Annotated in this window: 26 protein-coding genes and 1 pseudogene; 3 read left to right on the plus strand and 24 right to left on the minus strand. The window is 45.9% G+C overall.

Features of this window, described 5'->3' with window-relative positions:
* Position 1: 1 nt before the first annotated feature.
* The 4 genes from moaB to ssb form a co-directional block, all read right to left on the minus strand.
* The gene (gene moaB / locus UNITIG_RS20875) at positions 2-538 is read right to left on the minus strand and encodes a molybdenum cofactor biosynthesis protein B (RefSeq protein ID WP_101760262.1); all 537 of its coding nucleotides are present in this window, start codon (positions 536-538) and stop codon (positions 2-4) included.
* Positions 531-668 carry a hypothetical protein gene (locus tag UNITIG_RS23190; RefSeq protein ID WP_159931251.1) on the minus strand — a complete coding sequence of 46 codons (138 nt, stop codon included), beginning with the start codon at positions 666-668 and terminating at the stop codon, positions 531-533. The genes moaB and UNITIG_RS23190 overlap by 8 nt, the downstream gene beginning before the upstream one ends.
* A complete protein-coding gene (locus UNITIG_RS20880) occupies positions 668-1,426 on the minus strand; it encodes a sugar nucleotide-binding protein (RefSeq protein ID WP_101760263.1) in 759 nt (252 codons plus the stop codon). The genes UNITIG_RS23190 and UNITIG_RS20880 overlap by 1 nt, the downstream gene beginning before the upstream one ends.
* Positions 1,427-1,488: 62 nt before the next feature.
* Positions 1,489-1,965, minus strand: coding sequence for a single-stranded DNA-binding protein (gene ssb, locus UNITIG_RS20885; RefSeq protein WP_101760264.1), 477 nt, complete (start codon positions 1,963-1,965; stop codon positions 1,489-1,491).
* Positions 1,966-2,231: 266 nt separating this feature from the next.
* Between ssb and uvrA the strand changes: the two genes are divergently transcribed.
* The 3 genes from uvrA (at position 2,232) to UNITIG_RS20900 (ending at position 7,856) form a co-directional block, all read left to right on the plus strand.
* Complete coding sequence (gene uvrA / locus UNITIG_RS20890) at positions 2,232-5,054, plus strand: excinuclease ABC subunit UvrA (RefSeq protein WP_101760265.1); 2,823 nt, start codon at positions 2,232-2,234, stop codon at positions 5,052-5,054.
* Between the two features lie 21 nt (positions 5,055-5,075).
* Positions 5,076-6,224 carry a D-2-hydroxyacid dehydrogenase gene (locus tag UNITIG_RS20895; protein WP_101760266.1) on the plus strand — a complete coding sequence of 383 codons (1,149 nt, stop codon included), beginning with the start codon at positions 5,076-5,078 and terminating at the stop codon, positions 6,222-6,224.
* Between the two features lie 183 nt (positions 6,225-6,407).
* Positions 6,408-7,856, plus strand: a complete 1,449-nt coding sequence (locus UNITIG_RS20900; protein WP_101760267.1) for an alpha/beta hydrolase domain-containing protein — start codon at positions 6,408-6,410, stop codon at positions 7,854-7,856.
* A 77-nt stretch (positions 7,857-7,933) separates the two neighbouring features.
* Here UNITIG_RS20900 and rplQ read toward each other — a convergent pair whose 3' ends face one another.
* The 20 genes and pseudogenes from rplQ to rplP all read right to left on the minus strand — a co-directional run bounded on the left by rplQ (position 7,934) and on the right by rplP (position 17,926).
* Positions 7,934-8,326, minus strand: a complete 393-nt coding sequence (gene rplQ / locus UNITIG_RS20905) for a 50S ribosomal protein L17 (protein ID WP_101760268.1) — start codon at positions 8,324-8,326, stop codon at positions 7,934-7,936.
* 62 nt (positions 8,327-8,388) lie between these two features.
* Positions 8,389-9,393 carry a DNA-directed RNA polymerase subunit alpha gene (rpoA, locus tag UNITIG_RS20910; protein WP_101760269.1) on the minus strand — a complete coding sequence of 335 codons (1,005 nt, stop codon included), beginning with the start codon at positions 9,391-9,393 and terminating at the stop codon, positions 8,389-8,391.
* A gap of 61 nt (positions 9,394-9,454) precedes the next feature.
* Positions 9,455-10,074, minus strand: a pseudogene (gene rpsD / locus UNITIG_RS20915) (30S ribosomal protein S4).
* Positions 10,075-10,097: 23 nt separating this feature from the next.
* Positions 10,098-10,487, minus strand: coding sequence for a 30S ribosomal protein S11 (gene rpsK / locus UNITIG_RS20920; RefSeq protein WP_101760270.1), 390 nt, complete (start codon positions 10,485-10,487; stop codon positions 10,098-10,100).
* A 68-nt stretch (positions 10,488-10,555) separates the two neighbouring features.
* Complete coding sequence (rpsM, locus tag UNITIG_RS20925; RefSeq protein ID WP_101760271.1) at positions 10,556-10,912, minus strand: 30S ribosomal protein S13; 357 nt, start codon at positions 10,910-10,912, stop codon at positions 10,556-10,558.
* A 235-nt stretch (positions 10,913-11,147) separates the two neighbouring features.
* Positions 11,148-11,264: a 50S ribosomal protein L36 gene (gene rpmJ, locus UNITIG_RS20930; RefSeq protein WP_101760272.1), complete on the minus strand. Its 117-nt coding sequence runs from the start codon at positions 11,262-11,264 to the stop codon at positions 11,148-11,150.
* A 92-nt stretch (positions 11,265-11,356) separates the two neighbouring features.
* Positions 11,357-12,682, minus strand: a complete 1,326-nt coding sequence (gene secY / locus UNITIG_RS20935; protein ID WP_101760273.1) for a preprotein translocase subunit SecY — start codon at positions 12,680-12,682, stop codon at positions 11,357-11,359.
* Positions 12,683-13,129 carry a 50S ribosomal protein L15 gene (gene rplO / locus UNITIG_RS20940; protein WP_101760274.1) on the minus strand — a complete coding sequence of 149 codons (447 nt, stop codon included), beginning with the start codon at positions 13,127-13,129 and terminating at the stop codon, positions 12,683-12,685.
* A gap of 2 nt (positions 13,130-13,131) precedes the next feature.
* Positions 13,132-13,314 (minus strand): 50S ribosomal protein L30, encoded by a 183-nt coding sequence (gene rpmD, locus UNITIG_RS20945; protein WP_101760275.1) that lies wholly within the window; start codon positions 13,312-13,314, stop codon positions 13,132-13,134.
* A 46-nt stretch (positions 13,315-13,360) separates the two neighbouring features.
* Positions 13,361-13,873: a 30S ribosomal protein S5 gene (gene rpsE, locus UNITIG_RS20950; RefSeq protein ID WP_101760276.1), complete on the minus strand. Its 513-nt coding sequence runs from the start codon at positions 13,871-13,873 to the stop codon at positions 13,361-13,363.
* A gap of 24 nt (positions 13,874-13,897) precedes the next feature.
* On the minus strand, positions 13,898-14,248 hold the full coding sequence (gene rplR / locus UNITIG_RS20955; RefSeq protein WP_101760277.1) for a 50S ribosomal protein L18: 351 nt from the start codon (positions 14,246-14,248) through the stop codon (positions 13,898-13,900).
* Between the two features lie 11 nt (positions 14,249-14,259).
* Positions 14,260-14,793, minus strand: a complete 534-nt coding sequence (rplF, locus tag UNITIG_RS20960) for a 50S ribosomal protein L6 (RefSeq protein ID WP_101760278.1) — start codon at positions 14,791-14,793, stop codon at positions 14,260-14,262.
* Positions 14,794-14,841: 48 nt separating this feature from the next.
* Positions 14,842-15,237, minus strand: a complete 396-nt coding sequence (gene rpsH, locus UNITIG_RS20965) for a 30S ribosomal protein S8 (protein WP_101760279.1) — start codon at positions 15,235-15,237, stop codon at positions 14,842-14,844.
* Between the two features lie 90 nt (positions 15,238-15,327).
* Positions 15,328-15,633, minus strand: a complete 306-nt coding sequence (gene rpsN, locus UNITIG_RS20970) for a 30S ribosomal protein S14 (RefSeq protein ID WP_101760280.1) — start codon at positions 15,631-15,633, stop codon at positions 15,328-15,330.
* 24 nt (positions 15,634-15,657) lie between these two features.
* Positions 15,658-16,197 carry a 50S ribosomal protein L5 gene (gene rplE / locus UNITIG_RS20975; protein ID WP_101760281.1) on the minus strand — a complete coding sequence of 180 codons (540 nt, stop codon included), beginning with the start codon at positions 16,195-16,197 and terminating at the stop codon, positions 15,658-15,660.
* Positions 16,198-16,259: 62 nt separating this feature from the next.
* Complete coding sequence (rplX, locus tag UNITIG_RS20980; protein ID WP_101760282.1) at positions 16,260-16,574, minus strand: 50S ribosomal protein L24; 315 nt, start codon at positions 16,572-16,574, stop codon at positions 16,260-16,262.
* Positions 16,575-16,620: 46 nt separating this feature from the next.
* Complete coding sequence (rplN, locus tag UNITIG_RS20985) at positions 16,621-16,989, minus strand: 50S ribosomal protein L14 (protein ID WP_101760283.1); 369 nt, start codon at positions 16,987-16,989, stop codon at positions 16,621-16,623.
* Between the two features lie 66 nt (positions 16,990-17,055).
* On the minus strand, positions 17,056-17,319 hold the full coding sequence (gene rpsQ, locus UNITIG_RS20990) for a 30S ribosomal protein S17 (RefSeq protein WP_101760284.1): 264 nt from the start codon (positions 17,317-17,319) through the stop codon (positions 17,056-17,058).
* A 2-nt stretch (positions 17,320-17,321) separates the two neighbouring features.
* Positions 17,322-17,513 (minus strand): 50S ribosomal protein L29, encoded by a 192-nt coding sequence (rpmC, locus tag UNITIG_RS20995; protein ID WP_101760285.1) that lies wholly within the window; start codon positions 17,511-17,513, stop codon positions 17,322-17,324.
* Positions 17,513-17,926: a 50S ribosomal protein L16 gene (gene rplP / locus UNITIG_RS21000; RefSeq protein WP_101760286.1), complete on the minus strand. Its 414-nt coding sequence runs from the start codon at positions 17,924-17,926 to the stop codon at positions 17,513-17,515. Before rplP ends, rpmC begins: the two co-directional genes overlap by 1 nt.
* Between the last annotated feature and the right edge of the window lie 15 nt (positions 17,927-17,941).

Below are 17,941 nucleotides of genomic sequence, written 5' to 3' on the forward strand. Positions count from 1 at the left end.
ACTAGCCTTGCGTTTGTTGTTCAGCACGGGTTTTTAACACCCCAACAAAATTACAGGGACGATGACTGCTATCCAACTGTTCGCGAATAATTTTCCCCCACGCTGTTTGACACGCGCTGGTGGAGCCCGGCATACAAAAAATGACCGTTTCATTAGCCAGACCAGCAATAGCTCGAGATTGCACCGTGGATGTGCCAATCTCGTCATAGGACAGAAAGCGAAATAACTCGCCAAAGCCATCAATTGTTTTATCAAACAACACACTGACAGCTTCCGGTGTGGAATCCCTCCCGGTGAAACCGGTACCGCCTGTGATCAGAATTGCCTGCACCTGAGTATCAGCAATCCACTTCGATACCACGGCTCTAATCAAATAAACATCATCTATAACGATTGTTTTATCGGCTAAGTGATGACCTTCCTGCAGCAAACTATCAACCAAAAACTGCCCCGATGTATCATTCGCCTCTGAACGCGTATCGGAAACGGTAAGCACGGCAACATTCAACATTTGCCTGTCACTACTCACACTACTCATTCACTGTATCCTTGCCGACATGGCTATCCACCGTTTTATTTTCAAATATTTTTTTCACCGTGGGCACCACAAACGCACGCCAGGGTAATTGTTTTATACCAAAGGTATTACGAATTTTATCACAATTCATCAAGGCCTAGGCCAGTCAGTATCAGCAGTATCGACTGATTCAAGCTGTAATAACTGCTCATTAGCTTGCGTATATTGCGAAACCACAGCCAACACTGTTTCAGCAAATTGATAGCTGCTCACCGGATCTGAACTGCAATAATGGTAGGTTCCCCATGCATTACAACCGCAACTCAGCTGATCAATTAACCCCGAAATAACTCGGGCTAAATCCTTGGCATGCAACGGGCAACTTTTACCAGTACTGGATAAAGTAAGGCTTTCCTGCGCCTTAAATCTATCCAACAAAGTCGTCAATAAATTATCTTCCCTACTACTAAACAAAGGGCCAGTTCGTAGAATGATATGACGGGAGCAACTGCCCCGGAGTAACTCTTCCATCCGCGCCAGTAGTGCACCCTCCCGACTAGCGGGCACCACTTCATCCTTTTCACGGTTACGCCCTCCATCGATGCCATCAAATACTTGACTAGTAGACAAAGAAATTACAGGAATGACAGCACGGTCGCAGGCCTGCGCCAACATAGCCAAAGAATCGATCAAACTCTCGGAGGCCTGCTGCTGCAAACTCTCAAGGCTTAACGCATTCACCACTACACCAATATCAGCGGGAATATTCAACTGTGGTTTTATTTGCTCACTAGTATCGGAGTTAAGCCACTCAGCGCCCACTGATAGAAAAGGGCGCTGACGAATAGCCAGCTGAGCCTCCAACGCATCGCGTATCTGGCCATCCAGAGCAATGATAAGAACTTTCACTTATTCGGCACCGCGTAGTTGATTGGGCCTAAAACGGGATATCGTCGTCAAAGTCATCAAAATTACCGGCCGGTGCTGCGGCTTGCTGGGGCGGGGCTGTTGACGTGACTGCTGGGGCGCTTGCTGCGGGCTTGTTGAGGTGCCTGCTGTTGAGGTGCTGAATAACCTTCACTCTGGTAACCGCCAGCTTGCTGCCCGGCACCACGACTATCCAGCATTTGCATTTCATTGGCGACAATTTCAGTCGTATAACGGTCATTACCGCTCTGATCCTGCCACTTACGAGTCCGTAAAGAACCCTCTAAATAAACCTTGGACCCCTTGCTCAAATACTGACCAGCAATTTCCGCCAAACGATTGAAAAACACCACTCTATGCCACTCGGTTCGCTCTTGCTGCTGCCCGGTCTGCTTGTCTTTCCAGCTTTCTGATGTCGCCACCGTAATATTGGTAACCGCATTGCCATTGGGCATGGACTTTTGTTCGGGGTCATTCCCCAGGTTGCCAATTAAGATGACTTTATTCACGCCGCGGGCCATGGTGATCTCCAGAGTTCATACAATATTTTAGTTACAGCTAAGTGACTGAACTATACCGCGTGAACCCAAACAAGGCTAGCCGACAAAGTACTTTCACCAACGCTTACAATCAAACCTACGACCAATAAACCACTTAGGCAGTATTAACGTAAGAAAATAAATGACAAGCACTTTGCCTACTGTCCGCTCAGCCAATTATAATACTCTGTTTCGCTGCGCCCGTTGCAGGGGCGGCATTGCCTACAGCTGTAATTAGGAACACATAAATGGATACCATTCTGGTCAGGGGTGCACGCACCCACAACCTTAAAAACATAGACCTCGATATCCCTCGAGACAAGCTGGTAGTCATTACCGGCCTATCCGGCTCCGGAAAATCTTCGCTGGCATTCGATACCTTGTATGCCGAAGGGCAGCGTCGTTATGTAGAATCGCTATCCACCTATGCACGCCAATTTTTGTCGATGATGGAAAAGCCTGATATTGACCACATCGAGGGCTTATCACCGGCAATATCTATTGAGCAAAAATCCACCTCCCACAACCCTCGCTCCACCGTTGGCACAATCACTGAAATTTACGATTATTTACGCCTGCTCTATGCCCGTGTCGGCGAACCCCGCTGCCCTGACCACGGCATCAAACTGGAAGCCCAAACCATTAGTCAAATGGTCGATGCAGTAATGGCATTACCCGAAGGCAGCAAACTCATGCTGCTAGCGCCGATTGTGAAAGAACGCAAAGGTGAGCATTTGCATGTATTTGAACAATTGCGCGCTAACGGTTTTGTCAGGGCGCGCATCAACGGCACAGTGGTGGATCTGGACGATGTTCCGGAATTGGAAAAAAATAAAAAACATTCTATTGAAGTTGTAATCGATCGATTTAAAGTCAGAGAAGATTTAAAACTGCGCTTGGCTGAATCCTTTGAAACCGCCATCGAATTAACTAGCGGCACCGCGACCATTAGCTATATGGATGGCGAACACGGTGACATCGTGTTTTCTGCGTTGTTTGCCTGTCCTACGTGCGGCTACAGCATAAGCGAACTAGAGCCTCGCCTATTTTCTTTTAACAACCCCGCAGGTGCTTGTGAAGGCTGTGATGGTTTAGGAGTAAAATCTTTTTTTGATCAATCCCGAGTAGTACTACACCCTGAATCCAGTTTAGCCGAAGGCGCTATTCGTGGTTGGGATAGACGCAGCGTCTATTATTTTCATATGCTGAAGTCACTCGCTGAGCACTACCAATTCGAAATCGACAAACCGTTCAACAAGCTCAGTAAAAAGCATCAGAAAATAATTTTGCAGGGGTCCGGAAATGAAAAAATAAACTTCAGCTATGTTAATGATCGTGGCGATGTTTTTCAGCGCACCCATAAATTTGAAGGCATTATGCCTAATATGGAGCGACGCTATCGTGATACTGACTCACAAATGGTACGCGAGGACCTGGCTAAATTTTTAAGCACACAGCCCTGTCCCGACTGTGTAGGTACACGCCTGAAGCGCGAGGCACGGCATGTATTTATAAAAAATCGGGACCTCCCTTCTATCGTCGCTATGCCTGTTGGCGAGGCCCTGCACTATTTTGAAAAATTAAAACTCACTGGCAGCAAGGGAAAGATCGCTGAAAAAATATTAAAAGAATTACGCGACCGCTTTACCTTTTTAGTCGACGTGGGATTAAATTACCTGACACTTAACCGCAGCGCAGAAACTCTTTCCGGCGGCGAAGCCCAGCGTATCCGTTTAGCCAGCCAGATTGGCGCAGGCTTGGTTGGCGTGATGTATATACTTGATGAACCCTCGATCGGTTTGCATCAACGCGACAACGAACGTTTACTCAAAACCCTTAATCATTTACGTGATCTTGGCAACACTGTTATTGTGGTGGAACACGATGAAGAAGCTATCCGCTTAGCTGACCACATTATTGATATCGGCCCAGGTGCCGGCATTCACGGTGGCCGGGTGGTCGCAGAGGGCAGCTATCAAGATATTATTAAGTCTAAAGACTCTTTAACCGGGCAGTATTTATCGGGGAAAAAGTCTATCCCCATACCCGCCAATCGCACGGCTTTCGATACTGAAAAACAATTGGTTCTCAGCGGCGCCACCGGCAATAATTTGCAAAACGTGACGCTCAAAATTCCGCTGGGAATAATGACCTGCATTACCGGTGTGTCCGGCTCAGGAAAATCCACACTCATTAACGGCACTCTATATCCACTAGCCGCTACTGAATTAAATGGCGCCTCCACTTTAACGCCCTCACCCTATGAGGACATAAGCGGCCTTGAGTTAGTCGATAAATGCATCGACATTGATCAAAGCCCTATCGGTCGCACACCGCGCTCAAATCCCGCTACCTACACTGGTATTTTTACCCCGGTGCGTGAATTGTTTGCAGGCACCCACGAAGCACGTTCGCGCGGTTACAAACCCGGTCGCTTTAGCTTTAATGTTAAGGGTGGCCGCTGCGAAGCCTGTCAGGGCGATGGTGTCACCAAGGTTGAAATGCACTTTTTACCTGACATTTATGTACCCTGTGATATCTGTAAAGGCAAGCGCTACAATCGTGAAACACTGGAGATACGCTATAAAGGCAAAAGCATCCACGAAGTACTGGATATGACTATCGAAGATGCCAACAGTTTTTTTGAAAATATTCCTTCAATTGCAAAAAAACTGCAGACGCTGATGGATGTCGGTCTGTCTTATATTCGTCTAGGCCAAGCTGCTACTACTTTATCCGGCGGTGAAGCGCAGCGAGTAAAATTATCCAAAGAGCTTTCCAAACGCGACACAGGTAAAACACTGTATATTTTGGATGAACCTACCACCGGTTTACACTTTCATGATATACAACAATTACTGAATGTTTTACATCGCCTACGCGATCACGGCAACACCATTGTCGTTATCGAACATAATCTGGATGTGATTAAAACTGCAGACTGGGTTGTCGATCTTGGCCCCGAAGGTGGTAGTGGCGGCGGCCAGATTATTGCCACCGGCACGCCCGAGCAAATCGCCAAAAACAAACAATCACACACCGGACGCTTTTTAAAGCCTATGCTTAAATAACCGATTTTTTTGGAGTTAGCTATGTTTTTACGCTTCTGCCTCACACTGGTACTGCTGCTAAGCATGCACCTTTGCTTAGCATCAAACCCCGATTCAGATCTAACTAAACCGTCAGCAGCAGCACAGCAAATGATTGCGACATTGCGACTGCAAGAACATAACACCGCCAGTCGCGAACACCCACGCTGGCAAAAACCTAATCACATTGTGGTGGTAGTACCACCAGAATTTGCAGCCATGTCCACTCCCTTGGTCACCGCATTGCAACAAATCGCTGGTGACATTCCACTCAGTACTTACCAACCGTCAGCACAGGAAAAACCACCTGCCTATCTACAGCAAGCTGATGTTGTATTTGGCTGGTGCAATCAGCAATTATTATCCTTGCTACCTAAACTGGTGTGGATCCAACAATTCAGCGCAGGCGCAGAAAAATGCACCAGCACCACCGGCATTACCCAACAGGATTTTATTCTCACCAACGCCCAACATATGGCGTCTCCAGTGATCGCCGAACACGCCATCGCGATGATGCTATCACTGACACGCCAACTACCTTTATACCAGCGCCAACAAATGCAACAAACATGGCAACGCCCCACACAACTCACCAGCACCGACATCAATCAAAAAACTTTACTCGTTTTAGGCTTGGGAGGCATTGGTACCGAAGTAGCCAAGCGTGCACACGGTCTTGGGATGAGAGTCATTGCCACCCGCAACTCCAGTCGCAAAGGACCAGAGTATGTCGATTATGTTGGCTTGGCTGACGAGATGCTTAAGCTGGCTGAACAAGCTGACGTTGTTATCAATGCTCTTCCTTACACGCGCGCAACTGAAAATGTAATCAACGCTGAGTTCTTGGCAGCACTCAAGCCTGGTAGCTATTACATTTCAGTCGGGCGCGGGAAAACTACTGACCTCACCGCACTGACCAAGGCGCTAACATCCCACCAATTAGCAGGCGTCGGTCTGGATGTTACCGAACCCGAACCACTTCCCTCAGACCACCCGCTCTGGCAAATGGATAATGTGATTATCACTCCCCATGTTGCCGGGTTTTCCAAATCCGCGATTCAGCGAAACTTTCTTTTGTATCAAGAAAACTTACGACGCTATCTCCAGGGCGATAAATTATTGAATATTGTCGATCTCAAACGCGGCTATTAACACCCTGACTTACGGGGAAGTTTTTGGCTTTTATACCGCCTCGAGAAGTAATAAGCTCAATTATTAACCAATGATAATTATTCAGCACCCGACTCCCGGTGTTAACCTTTACCAAAGCAATTACCCAAACAATAACAATGCATACCTACAGAAAATGCACTCCGATTCCGCGAGGTAATAATAATGAAAAAGCATTTCTTGCTTCTCTTACTGGGCTTGATGAGCATTAATATGGCAATCATCAGCGGCTGCAACCGTCACCACAGTAAAGATGTAGAAGAACCAGCAACTGCCACGATTGAAGGGCCAATAACAGGCACCCCTACCTTAGTTAGTACATTCTTTAGTTTAGAGTCTGTTGGCTACGAACAAGCGGAGTATTTTATTTCCGGTACAGCCAACAGCTATCGCAATGTCAACGAGCTTCACCCCAGTGGAGAATGGCAAGTAGAGGCAGCTGATCAAGCCGCATTTACCACCCGCATTATAGTGTATCGCCCTATCAGTCCTGCAGATTTTAATGGCACGGTAGTGGTGGAATGGCCCAATGTCAGTGCTGGCTTTGAGTCCGCTCCAGAATGGGGCTTGGCGCACACTGAATTTATCCGTCGCGGCTATGCCTGGGTGGCGGCATCCTCGCAAGCTGTTGGCATTAACCATTTAAAAGACAACAATGCCTCTCGCTATGGCGACCTTATCCACCCCGGCGATAGTTTCTCTTACGATATTTATGCACAAATCGCGCAGGCAATAAAACACCCGAAAGCCATCGCCCCCTTAGGTCGTTTAAACCCACAGCGGCTAATAGCCGCCGGCGAATCTCAGTCCGCCCATCGGTTAATGACGTACGCCAATAGTTTCGGCAATACTTACGATGTTTATGATGGATTCTTTATTCATAGCCGGCTGGGTGGCAGTGCCGCGTTATCACAATCTCCTCAAGCAGATATTCCCACTCCGGATGCGGTATATATTCGCGAGGACTTAAACAAGCCAGTGCTAATGCTACAAACAGAAACTGATATTTTTTTACTCGGCTCTTTCAATAACAGACAAAACGACAGCGACAGCTTTCGACTTTGGGAAGCAGCGGGGACAGCTCACGCAGACCTATACACTGCGGTCACTGGCTTTTTAGATATTGGCAACAACCCGGCTATCGCTGCCGTTATCGAAAACAGCTCACCAGTTCCTGGCTTTTTAGACTGCGCCAAACCGGTTAACGCTGGTCCGCAGCACTTTATTACCAAGGCCGCATTTTCAGCTCTCAATCAATGGATAATTGATGGCACTGTACCCCCGTCAGCTGACCGGTTAGCCACTATTGATGATAATAATTTCTTATTCGATACTCTGGGTAATGTAAAAGGCGGTATTCGCAGCCCTTATGTAGACGCGCCGATAGCGATCTTTTCCGGGACCGGTCAGGATGGTAGTAGCTTTTGTAGATTATTTGGTACTACCCAGTTATTTAATAGCAGCACTTTATCCTCTCTATACGCTGATAATGAAGCTTATATCCGCGCTGTAAATAACGCGACTGACGACGCTGTAGCCAAAGGTTTTATAGTGGCCGAAGATGGTGATCTGATTAAAGCGCATGCCGCTGCGACTAATATTTTCTCTTTATAGAAAAAAATAGAAGCCAATAAAAAGCCGAGCATTTAGCTCGGCTTTTTATCAGATTAAGACCGCCTGAAGGCTAAATCTTAATCTTCATCTGCTTCAAAAACATCATCCACTTCAGGACGATCAACCAATTCTACGTAAGCCATTGGTGCTTTATCGCCAGTACGGAAACCCGCTTTCAAAATGCGGATATAGCCTCCTGGACGCTCTTGGTAACGAGGACCAAGATCAGTAAACAATTTGCCAACAACAGCTTTATCACGGGTGCGATCAAACGCCAACCGACGATTAGCTACGGAATCATTCTTACTTAAAGTAATTAGCGGCTCAGCAAAGCGACGCAGCTCTTTAGCTTTAGGTAAAGTAGTTTTAATCAGCTCGTGCTCAACTAATGAATTTACCATGTTGCGAAACATCGCTTTACGATGTGAGCTATTACGGTTTAGTTGGCGGCCACTATGACGATGACGCATGACTCTATTTCCTATTTTTTGCTAGGGCGCAAACCGCCCAAAATAATCTTGTAAAACGTTACTTATGAAGCAAGGACTTTATCGTCATTCTTCAAGCTTGATGGCGGCCAGTTGTCCAGACGTAAACCCAGAGACAAACCACGCGAAGCTAACACGTCTTTGATTTCGGTCAGTGACTTCTTACCTAAGTTAGGCGTTTTCAGCAATTCAACTTCAGTGCGCTGAACAAGGTCACCAATGTAGTAAATATTTTCCGCTTTCAAACAGTTAGCAGAGCGAACTGTTAACTCAAGATCATCAACTGGACGCAACAGAATTGGATCGACTTGATCTTCCTCTACTACAGGGGCAGCTTCTTTTTCACTCTCAAGATCAACAAACACTGACAACTGCTGCTGTAAAATGGTCGCTGCACGTCGGATAGCTTCTTCAGGATCGATAGTCCCATTGGTTTCAAGATCTAAAACCAGCTTATCCAAATCGGTACGCTGTTCAACACGAGCGCTTTCTACAACATAAGCAACGCGATGCACCGGGCTGAAAGAAGCATCTAATTGAAGGCGACCAATACTACGGGTTTCGTCTTCATCACTGTTGCGAGCATCGGCAGGTACATAGCCGCGACCACGAGCAATGGTTAAACGCATATTCAATGAACCGGCTTCATTTAAATTAGCAATAACATGTTCAGGGTTGGCAATCTCAATATCCTGATCAACTTGAATATCGCCAGCGGTCACAGGACCGGAGCCGGTTTTACTCAAAGTTAATACGGCTTCGTCTTTTCCGTGCATCAAGATTGAAACACCTTTCAGGTTAAGCAAGATTTCAATTACATCTTCCTGCACACCTTCGATGGCACTGTATTCATGTAAAACGCCATCAATCTCAACTTCAGTCACGGCACAGCCGGGCATAGATGACAACAGAATACGACGCAAGGCGTTACCCAAAGTATGGCCGAAACCACGCTCTAAAGGCTCTAAAGTCACTTTCGCGCGGGTTGGGTTTACTTCGTCTACATCAATAACGCGTGGCGTTAAAAATTCGTTCACTGCACTCTGCATAGGGGCACCTGTGTAGTAATAGTCTTTCGGATTGGTGAATGGCTCAAGTAATCGTTAGCGATTACTTGGAGTACAATTCAACAATCAAGTTTTCATTAATCTCAGAAGATAAGTCAGCACGATCTGGCTTTGCTTTATATGTACCTTCCATATTGCCAGAGTTCACTTCAATCCACTGCAGATCACCGCGTTGTGATGCCAGCTCGATTGAGTGCTTAACACGCAACTGAGTTTTGGCCTTTTCACGCACTGATACTTTATCGCCTGCCTGGACTTGATAAGAGGCAATGTTAACCAATTTATCATTGACCAAAATTGACTTGTGCGATACCAACTGACGCGCCTCAGCACGGGTTGAGCCAAAGCCCATACGATAGACAACATTATCCAAACGGCTTTCCAAAAGCTGCAACAAGTTTTCACCCGTTGCGCCTTTAAGGCGAGCTGCTTCTTTATAATAATTACGGAATTGCTTTTCGAGAATGCCGTAGATACGACGAACTTTTTGCTTTTCACGTAGCTGAACACCGTAATCCGATAAACGGCCACGGCGAGCGCCATGAACACCGGGGCAGTTTCAGCTTTACATTTTGAGTCCAGAGGACGAACACCGCTCTTTAAGAACAGGTCTGTACCTTCTCTTCTGGACAGTTTACAAGTTGGGCCTAAATAGCGAGCCATAGCTTTTTTCCTGTATTCTTAAATTAAACGCGACGTTTCTTGGGAGGACGACAACCGTTATGTGGAATCGGCGTAACGTCATTAATGCTACCAATCTTGTAGCCACAGTTATTCAGTGCACGAACAGCTGATTCACGACCAGGACCAGGGCCCTTTACTTCAACGTCGAGATTCTTTAAACCGTATTCTTGCGCTGCCACACCCGCACGCTCGGCTGCAACCTGAGCTGCAAACGGTGTACTTTTACGTGAACCGCGGAAACCAGAACCACCAGCAGTTGCCCAACTAAGGGCATTACCCTGACGATCGGTGATGGTAACAATGGTGTTGTTAAAAGAAGCGTGGATATGCGCAATGCCATCCACAACTGTCTTTTTGACCTTTTTACGGGCCGGCTTTTTGTCTTTAGCCATCTTCTTCCTACTCTAATATCATCGCTACAAAAGTGATGTAGCTACACTAGTACCGCTGCAAGTAATGTTTACTTACGAATCGGCTTGCGTGGACCTTTACGAGTCCGGGCATTTGTTTTGGTACGCTGACCACGTAAAGGTAAGTTTTTACGATGGCGTAAGCCACGAAAACAACCTAAATCTAACAAACGCTTTATGTTCATAGACACTTCACGACGAAGGTCACCTTCAACCTGTAACTTGCCAACTTCAGCACGTAACACGTCTAACTCTTCTTCTGACAATGTACTAATCTTAGTATCTTCAGCAACACCTGAAGCAGCACAAATCTGCTTGGCAGTGGGACGGCCAATACCGTAAATATAGGTCAACGATATTACCGCATGCTTATGATCGGGAATGTTGACACCAGCTATACGAGCCATTTAAATTACTCCAATTTTGTTGGTTTACCCTAGGATCTGATGTTACAAGTTAATCAGTTACTTACTCATTAACCCGACCCTGGACTCACTCTGAACTGCCACTACAGCTCGGTTACCTTAGTAGTTCTTATTACAAATACGCTGATAAGAGCCCTAAAAACAACCACCCTGTCAAAAGGCGCGACAGTTTAGCGCCAGATCAATTAAAAATCAACCTGATCGTTATCGTCTGAACTTAACCTTGACGCTGCTTATGACGTGGCTCAGTGTTACAGATAACACGAACAACACCATTACGGCGTACAACCTTACAGTTACGACAGATTTTCTTTACAGAAGCACGAACTTTCATATCACTTCACCTAAACAATAAAACCGGTTTTATCACTGAGTTCAAACACTGAAAACAACCATAAAACATTACTAAAACTTTTAATCGCTGACTTAACCGCCGCGACCTTTACCGTAGCCTTTAAGGTTAGCCTTTTTCATCATGCCTTCATACTGATGAGACATAAGATGTGACTGAACTTGCGACATAAAGTCCATAACCACGACCACTACGATTAACAGAGATGTACCGCCCAAATAGAAGGGGACATTCCACATCACCACCAAAAACTGTGGCAATAAACAAACTAAAGCGATATACAGTGCGCCGAACATAGTCAAGCGAGTCATAACGCCATCCAAATAATTCGCCGTCTGATCACCCGGACGAATACCTGGTAAAAATGCACCTGAACGCTTCAGGTTATCTGCCATTTCTTTCGGGTTGAACATCAACGCCGTATAGAAGAAACAGAAAAATACAATCAAGATGGTAAACAATAAAATATTTAATGGCTGGCCAGGACCAATCGCCAATGACATTTCTTGTAACCATTCCATCCCTTCACCTTGCCCAAACCACTGCGCAATCGAAGCTGGAAATAATAGTAATGAGCTAGCAAAGATCGCAGGTATTACACCGGCCATATTTACTTTCATTGGCAAGTGGCTTTTCTGCCCTTGCATCATGCGGTTACCTTGCTGCCGCTTGGCATAATTCACCGTCACTCGACGCTGACCACGCTCAATAAACACTACAAAGTAAATCACTGCTATGGCCAATGCCAAAATCAATAGCAATACCAAAATATTGATTTCACCCTGACGGGCCTGCTCTAATGATTGCCCGATTGCCGCCGGCAAACCTGCAACAATACCGGCAAAAATCAGCAGCGAAATACCATTACCAATACCGCGCTCAGTAATTTGCTCACCCAGCCACATCATAAATACTGCACCTGTGACCAGTGATACAACCGCAATAAAGTAAAAAGACAACCCCATATTGTATGCCATACCGGAGTTGGCCAAGCCAACTACCATGCCGGTACCCTGCACAGTTGCCAAAATAACCGTCAGGTAACGAGTGTACTGGCTAATCTTGCGACGACCAGACTCACCTTCTTTCTTTAATGCTTCCAGCTGCGGACTAACAGAAGACATTAGCTGCATGATAATAGACGATGAAATATACGGCATGATACCCAATGCCAGAATACTCATACGTTCCAGTGCACCACCAGAAAACATATTAAACAAACCAAGAACCGTACCCTGGTTCTGGTTAAACATCGCTGCAATTTGGTCCGGATTTATCCCCGGCACGGGAATATGTGTACCAATTCGATAAATAATTATGGCAATAAGAACAAAACGAAGGCGAGCCATAAGCTCGCCTAATCCAGATTGCTTTCCGCCGGGTAGCAGCCCTGTATTCATTTACTCTTCAACCTTACCGCCAGCTTTCTCAATTGCTTCACGTGCGCCTTTAGTCACACCCAAACCCTTGATGGTTACAGCTGTAGTAACCTCGCCTGATAAAAAGATTTTAGCGCGCTCAATATGAGTACCCACTAAGTCGGCACGCTTTAACGCATCCAGATCAATAACGCCATCAGCAACTGCTGCTAGCTCACTGGTACGAATCTGTGCAGTAACGCGAGAGATGCGTGAACTAAAACCATACTTCGGCAAGCGCTTCTGCATTGGCATTTGGCCACCCTCGAAACCGGGACGTACACGTCCGCCGCTACGAGATTTTTGACCTTTGTGACCACGGCCACCTGTTTTTCCTAAGCCGCTACCAATACCACGACCTACACGCTTGGAGCTGTGCGTACGGCCTGGAGCCGGGCTCAGAGTGTTTAAACGTAATTCGTCGGTCATGATTATTCCTCAACTCTAATTAAATAGTTGACTTGGTTGATCATTCCGCGAGTTGAAGGTGTATCTTCAACTTCAACAGTATGATTAATGCGACGTAACCCCAAGCCAGCAACAGTTGCTTTATGGCCTTTTTGAAGCCCATTAATGCTGCGAACCTGTGTTACTTTAATTGTCTTCTTGGCCATTTCTAAAACCTTAAGCGTTCAAGCAGTCGTAAATACGATTAACTGCTTAATTTAAAATTTCTTCTACAGTCTTACCGCGACGGTTAGCAACTTGTTCCGGGGAAGCCATGCTTTCCAGCGCATTAAAAGTAGCGCGAACAACGTTAACCGGATTGGTAGAGCCGTAACACTTGGCCAACACGTTATGAACGCCCGCCAATTCCAACACTGCTCGCATCGCGCCACCAGCAATTACTCCAGTACCTTGTGATGCAGGCTGCATATATACTTTTGAAGCGCCATGGTTGGCTTTGATCGGATACTGAATAGTGTCACCATTCAGATCAACATCGATCATATTACGACGTGCTGCTTCCATCGCTTTTTGAATAGCGATTGGAACTTCACGCGCCTTACCGCGACCGAATCCAACTTTACCATTACCATCACCAACTACTGTCAGCGCAGTAAAACTAAAGATGCGACCACCTTTAACCACTTTTGCTACACGGTTAACCTGAACCAGCTTCTCTTGCAAGCCTTCAGAATCATCCTGTTTTTTCGAATCATTAAATGCCATTGTAAAAACCTTGACTTTGGATCTTTAGAATTGAAGGCCGCCTTCACGGGCAGCATCCGCCAGAGCCTTGATACGGCCATGGTATTTAAAACCACTACGGTCAAAAGCAACATCAGTGATGCCAGCAGCTACAGCACGCTCAGCAATCAACTTGCCAACACTGGCAGCTGCTTCAGCATTACCAGTACTGCCGCTACGTAGGCTTTTATCTAACGTAGAAGCACTGGCTAATACTTTGTCACCTTCGGGACCTAAAATCTGTGCGTAGATGTGCTGCGAAGTACGATGCACACTCAGGCGATTAACGCCTAACTGACGCATCTTAGCGCGGGCACGGCGAGCACGACGCAATCTTGATATTTTCTTGTCGCTCATACTAGTACCTATTACTTCTTCTTAGCTTCTTTACGACGAACATTCTCGCCTGCATAACGAACACCCTTACCTTTATAAGGCTCTGGTGGACGGAAGGCACGAATTTCAGCCGCGATCTGACCGAGTTGTTGCTTATCAGCACCCTTTAACACAATTTCTGTCTGTGTTGGTGTTTCAACAGAAACACCTGCAGGCACTGGGTAATTCACCGGGTGAGAAAAACCCAAAGATAGATTCAGTGTGTTACCTTCAGCTTTAACACGATAACCAACACCAACTAACTCTAACTTCTTCTCAAAACCTGTAGTAACGCCAATCACCATATTGTTAACCAATGCGCGAGTGGTGCCAGCTAAAGCCCAAGCCTGCTTCTCATCATTACGACCAGAAAACAGTAACTCATTCTCTTCTTGCTTAATTTCAACCTTCTCGTGCACACCCCAAGACAAAGTTTCCTTAGCACCCTTAATAGTCAGTTGTTGACCTTCAAGGCTTACCTGGATACCCGCCGGAATGGCTACTGGGCTTTTTGCTATTCTAGACATAGTCTTTAACTCATACTCTCAATAAAAGGCAGTCGCAATGACCGCTCTTTAGAAAACGGTACAAAGTACTTCGCCACCAATACCAGCGGCACGTGCAGCGCGATCAGTCATCACACCTTTGGAGGTAGAAACAATGGCCACGCCCAATCCGCCGCGTACTTTAGGCAGATCATTTTTACCCGCATAGGAACGAAGCCCTGGACGGCTAATACGGTCAATTTCAACAATAACCGGCTTACCTTGATAATACTTAAGCTCAATTACCAAGCTAGGCTTGCCATCAACTGACTCGTTATGGAAACCGGCAATAAAGCCTTCATCTTGTAACACAGTAGCAAGAGACGACTTCAATTTTGAAGCCGGCATTACAACAGTAGCTTTACCAGCCATCTGTGCGTTACGAATCCGGGTTAGCATATCCGCTACGGGATCTTGCATGCTCATATATTTGCTCCTAAAGCTTTTGCAGGTCTTGCAAATACTTTATTTAATAAACTTTCGTCAATAAACCAACCGGTAATACCTTAACGGTATTTACCAACTAGCTTTAACCAGGCCAGGTACATCACCACGCATTGCAGCTTCGCGCAGCTTGTTACGACAGAGACCAAACTTACGATAAACGCCGTGTGGACGACCCGTTACCTGACAGCGACGCTGTTGACGAACGGGGTTAGCATCACGTGGCAGTTTTTGCAGACTCATCTGCGCAGCCCACTTCTCATCATCGCTAGCATTTACATCGCTAATAATTGCTTTTAGCTCAGCACGCTTAGCAGCAAATTTTTTAACAGTTGCAGTTCGCTTTGCTTCGCGGGCAATCATTGATTTCTTTGCCATAACTTTTACCTATTACCCTTGCCTTTATCCCTTAAACGGGAAGTTAAATGCTTTCAACAAAGCCAGACCTTCTTTATTGGTCCGGGCAGTCGTGGTGATAGTAATATCCATACCACGAATCTTATCGATCTTGTCGTAATCTATTTCAGGGAAGATGATTTGCTCAGTCACACCCATTGCGAAGTTGCCACGACCATCAAATGACTTGGGGCTAATACCGCGAAAATCACGAATCCGAGGAATGGAGATAGAGATCAAACGATCTAAAAACTCATACATACGCTCGTCACGCAAAGTCACCTTACAACCAATTGGCCAACCTTCACGCACTTTAAAAGCTGCAACTGATTTACGCGCCTTGGTTACCACGACTTTCTGTCCGCTGATCTGCTCCATATTGCTAACAGCAGCTTCTAATATCTTCTTGTCCCCTAAAGCTTCACCAACACCCATATTGAGAGTGATTTTAGTTAAGCGGGGCACTTCCATAATATTACTCAGACCCAGCTCTTCTTTTAGCTTGGTGCGGAGTTCGTTGTTGTAAACTTCTTTCAAATTAGCCATTTTCTTGTCTCAGCTCGCTCTGTGTCGGCACTGTAAATTGTTACTTTCCACGAAAGGACGATTTACGCGTCGATCTGTTCGCCGTTAGATTTGAAGATGCGGACTTTTTTACCACCTTCAATTTTAAAACCTACACGATCCGCCTTCGAAGTAGCAGAATTAAAAATTGCTACATTTGAAATCTGAATCGGCGCTTCTTTTTCAATAATGCCACCAGCAACATTCGCCTGAGGATTTGGCTTTTGATGCTTCTTAAGCATATTGATACCAGAAACCAACAAACGATCCTCGCCAACAAGATTGACTACCTTGCCGCGCTTACCTTTGTCTTTGCCAGCCAGGACGATGATGTCATCATCTTTCTTAATCTTACGCATGTTGAACCCCAACTCTCTTCGCTTCTCTTCTCAACTGAATAACTGATTACAGTACTTCAGGAGCCAGAGAGATAATTTTCATGAATTTCTCACCGCGCAACTCGCGGGTTACTGGGCCAAAGATACGAGTACCAATTGGCGCATTCTGGGCATTCAGAATTACAGCCGCATTATCGTCAAACTTAATCAAGGAACCGTCTGCACGACGAACACCTTTTTTAGTACGAACAACAACCGCAGTCATTACTTGACCCTTTTTCACTTTACCGCGAGGAATGGCTTCCTTAACGGTAACCTTGATCAAATCACCAACGCGCGCATAGCGACGATGTGAGCCGCCCAATACTTTGATACACATAACACGGCGTGCACCGCTATTATCTGCAACATCTAAATACGATTCTGTTTGAATCATCTTTTACTCCAAACCTTCCAATCGAGCCCTGACAAACATTTTTATCAGGTGCGCATTAGGCGCGAATTAAACCAGAGCGGCACTCTCTTCAATCTTATCCAGCTTCCAGGTTTTCAACTTGGAAAGTGGACGAGTTTCGCTAATGGTGACTACATCACCCATTTTGCATTCGTTGTTTTCATCATGAGCATGCAGCTTTGATGAACGAATCATGTATTTACCGTAGATCGGGTGCTTTACTTTACGCTCGATCAGTACAGTGATGGTTTTATCCATCTTGTCACTGACTACTTTGCCAGTGGCTGTACGAGTACGTTTTTCTGCTGACATTGTTAGTTACCTGCCTTTTGTGACAGCACAGTTTTAACCCGTGCAATATCTTTACGAGTTTCTTTTAACAGATGAGTTTGACCCAACTGACCCGTAGCGTTCTGCATATTCAGCTTAAACTGATCTTCACGCAGCTTCAGCAGCTCAACATTCAGCTCATCTACAGATTTTTCACGCAATTCAGACGCTTTCATTACATTACCGACCGTTTTACAAATGTGGTTTCAACCGGGAGTTTAGCCGCCGCCAAAGCAAACGCTTCGCGGGCCAATTCCTCGCTAACACCCTGCACTTCGTACAAGATTTTGCCAGGCTTGATCTGGGCTACCCAGTACTCAACATTACCCTTACCCTTACCTTGACGAACCTCTAAAGGCTTACCGGTAATAGGCTTGTCTGGAAACACGCGAATCCAAATTTGACCGCCACGCTTAATGTGACGACTCATGGCACGACGCGCCGATTCAATTTGACGAGCAGTAATACGTCCACGACCTGTAGCCTTCAGTGCAAATTCACCGAAGTTTACTTTACTGCCCCGATGTGCCAAACCGCAGTTGCGGCCTTTCATCATCTTGCGAAATTTTGTACGTTTAGGTTGTAGCATTTGCTGAACCCTTAC

It is taken from the genome of Oceanicoccus sp. KOV_DT_Chl (genome assembly GCF_900120175.1).
Taxonomy (GTDB): Bacteria; Pseudomonadota; Gammaproteobacteria; order Pseudomonadales; family Dasaniaceae; genus Oceanicoccus.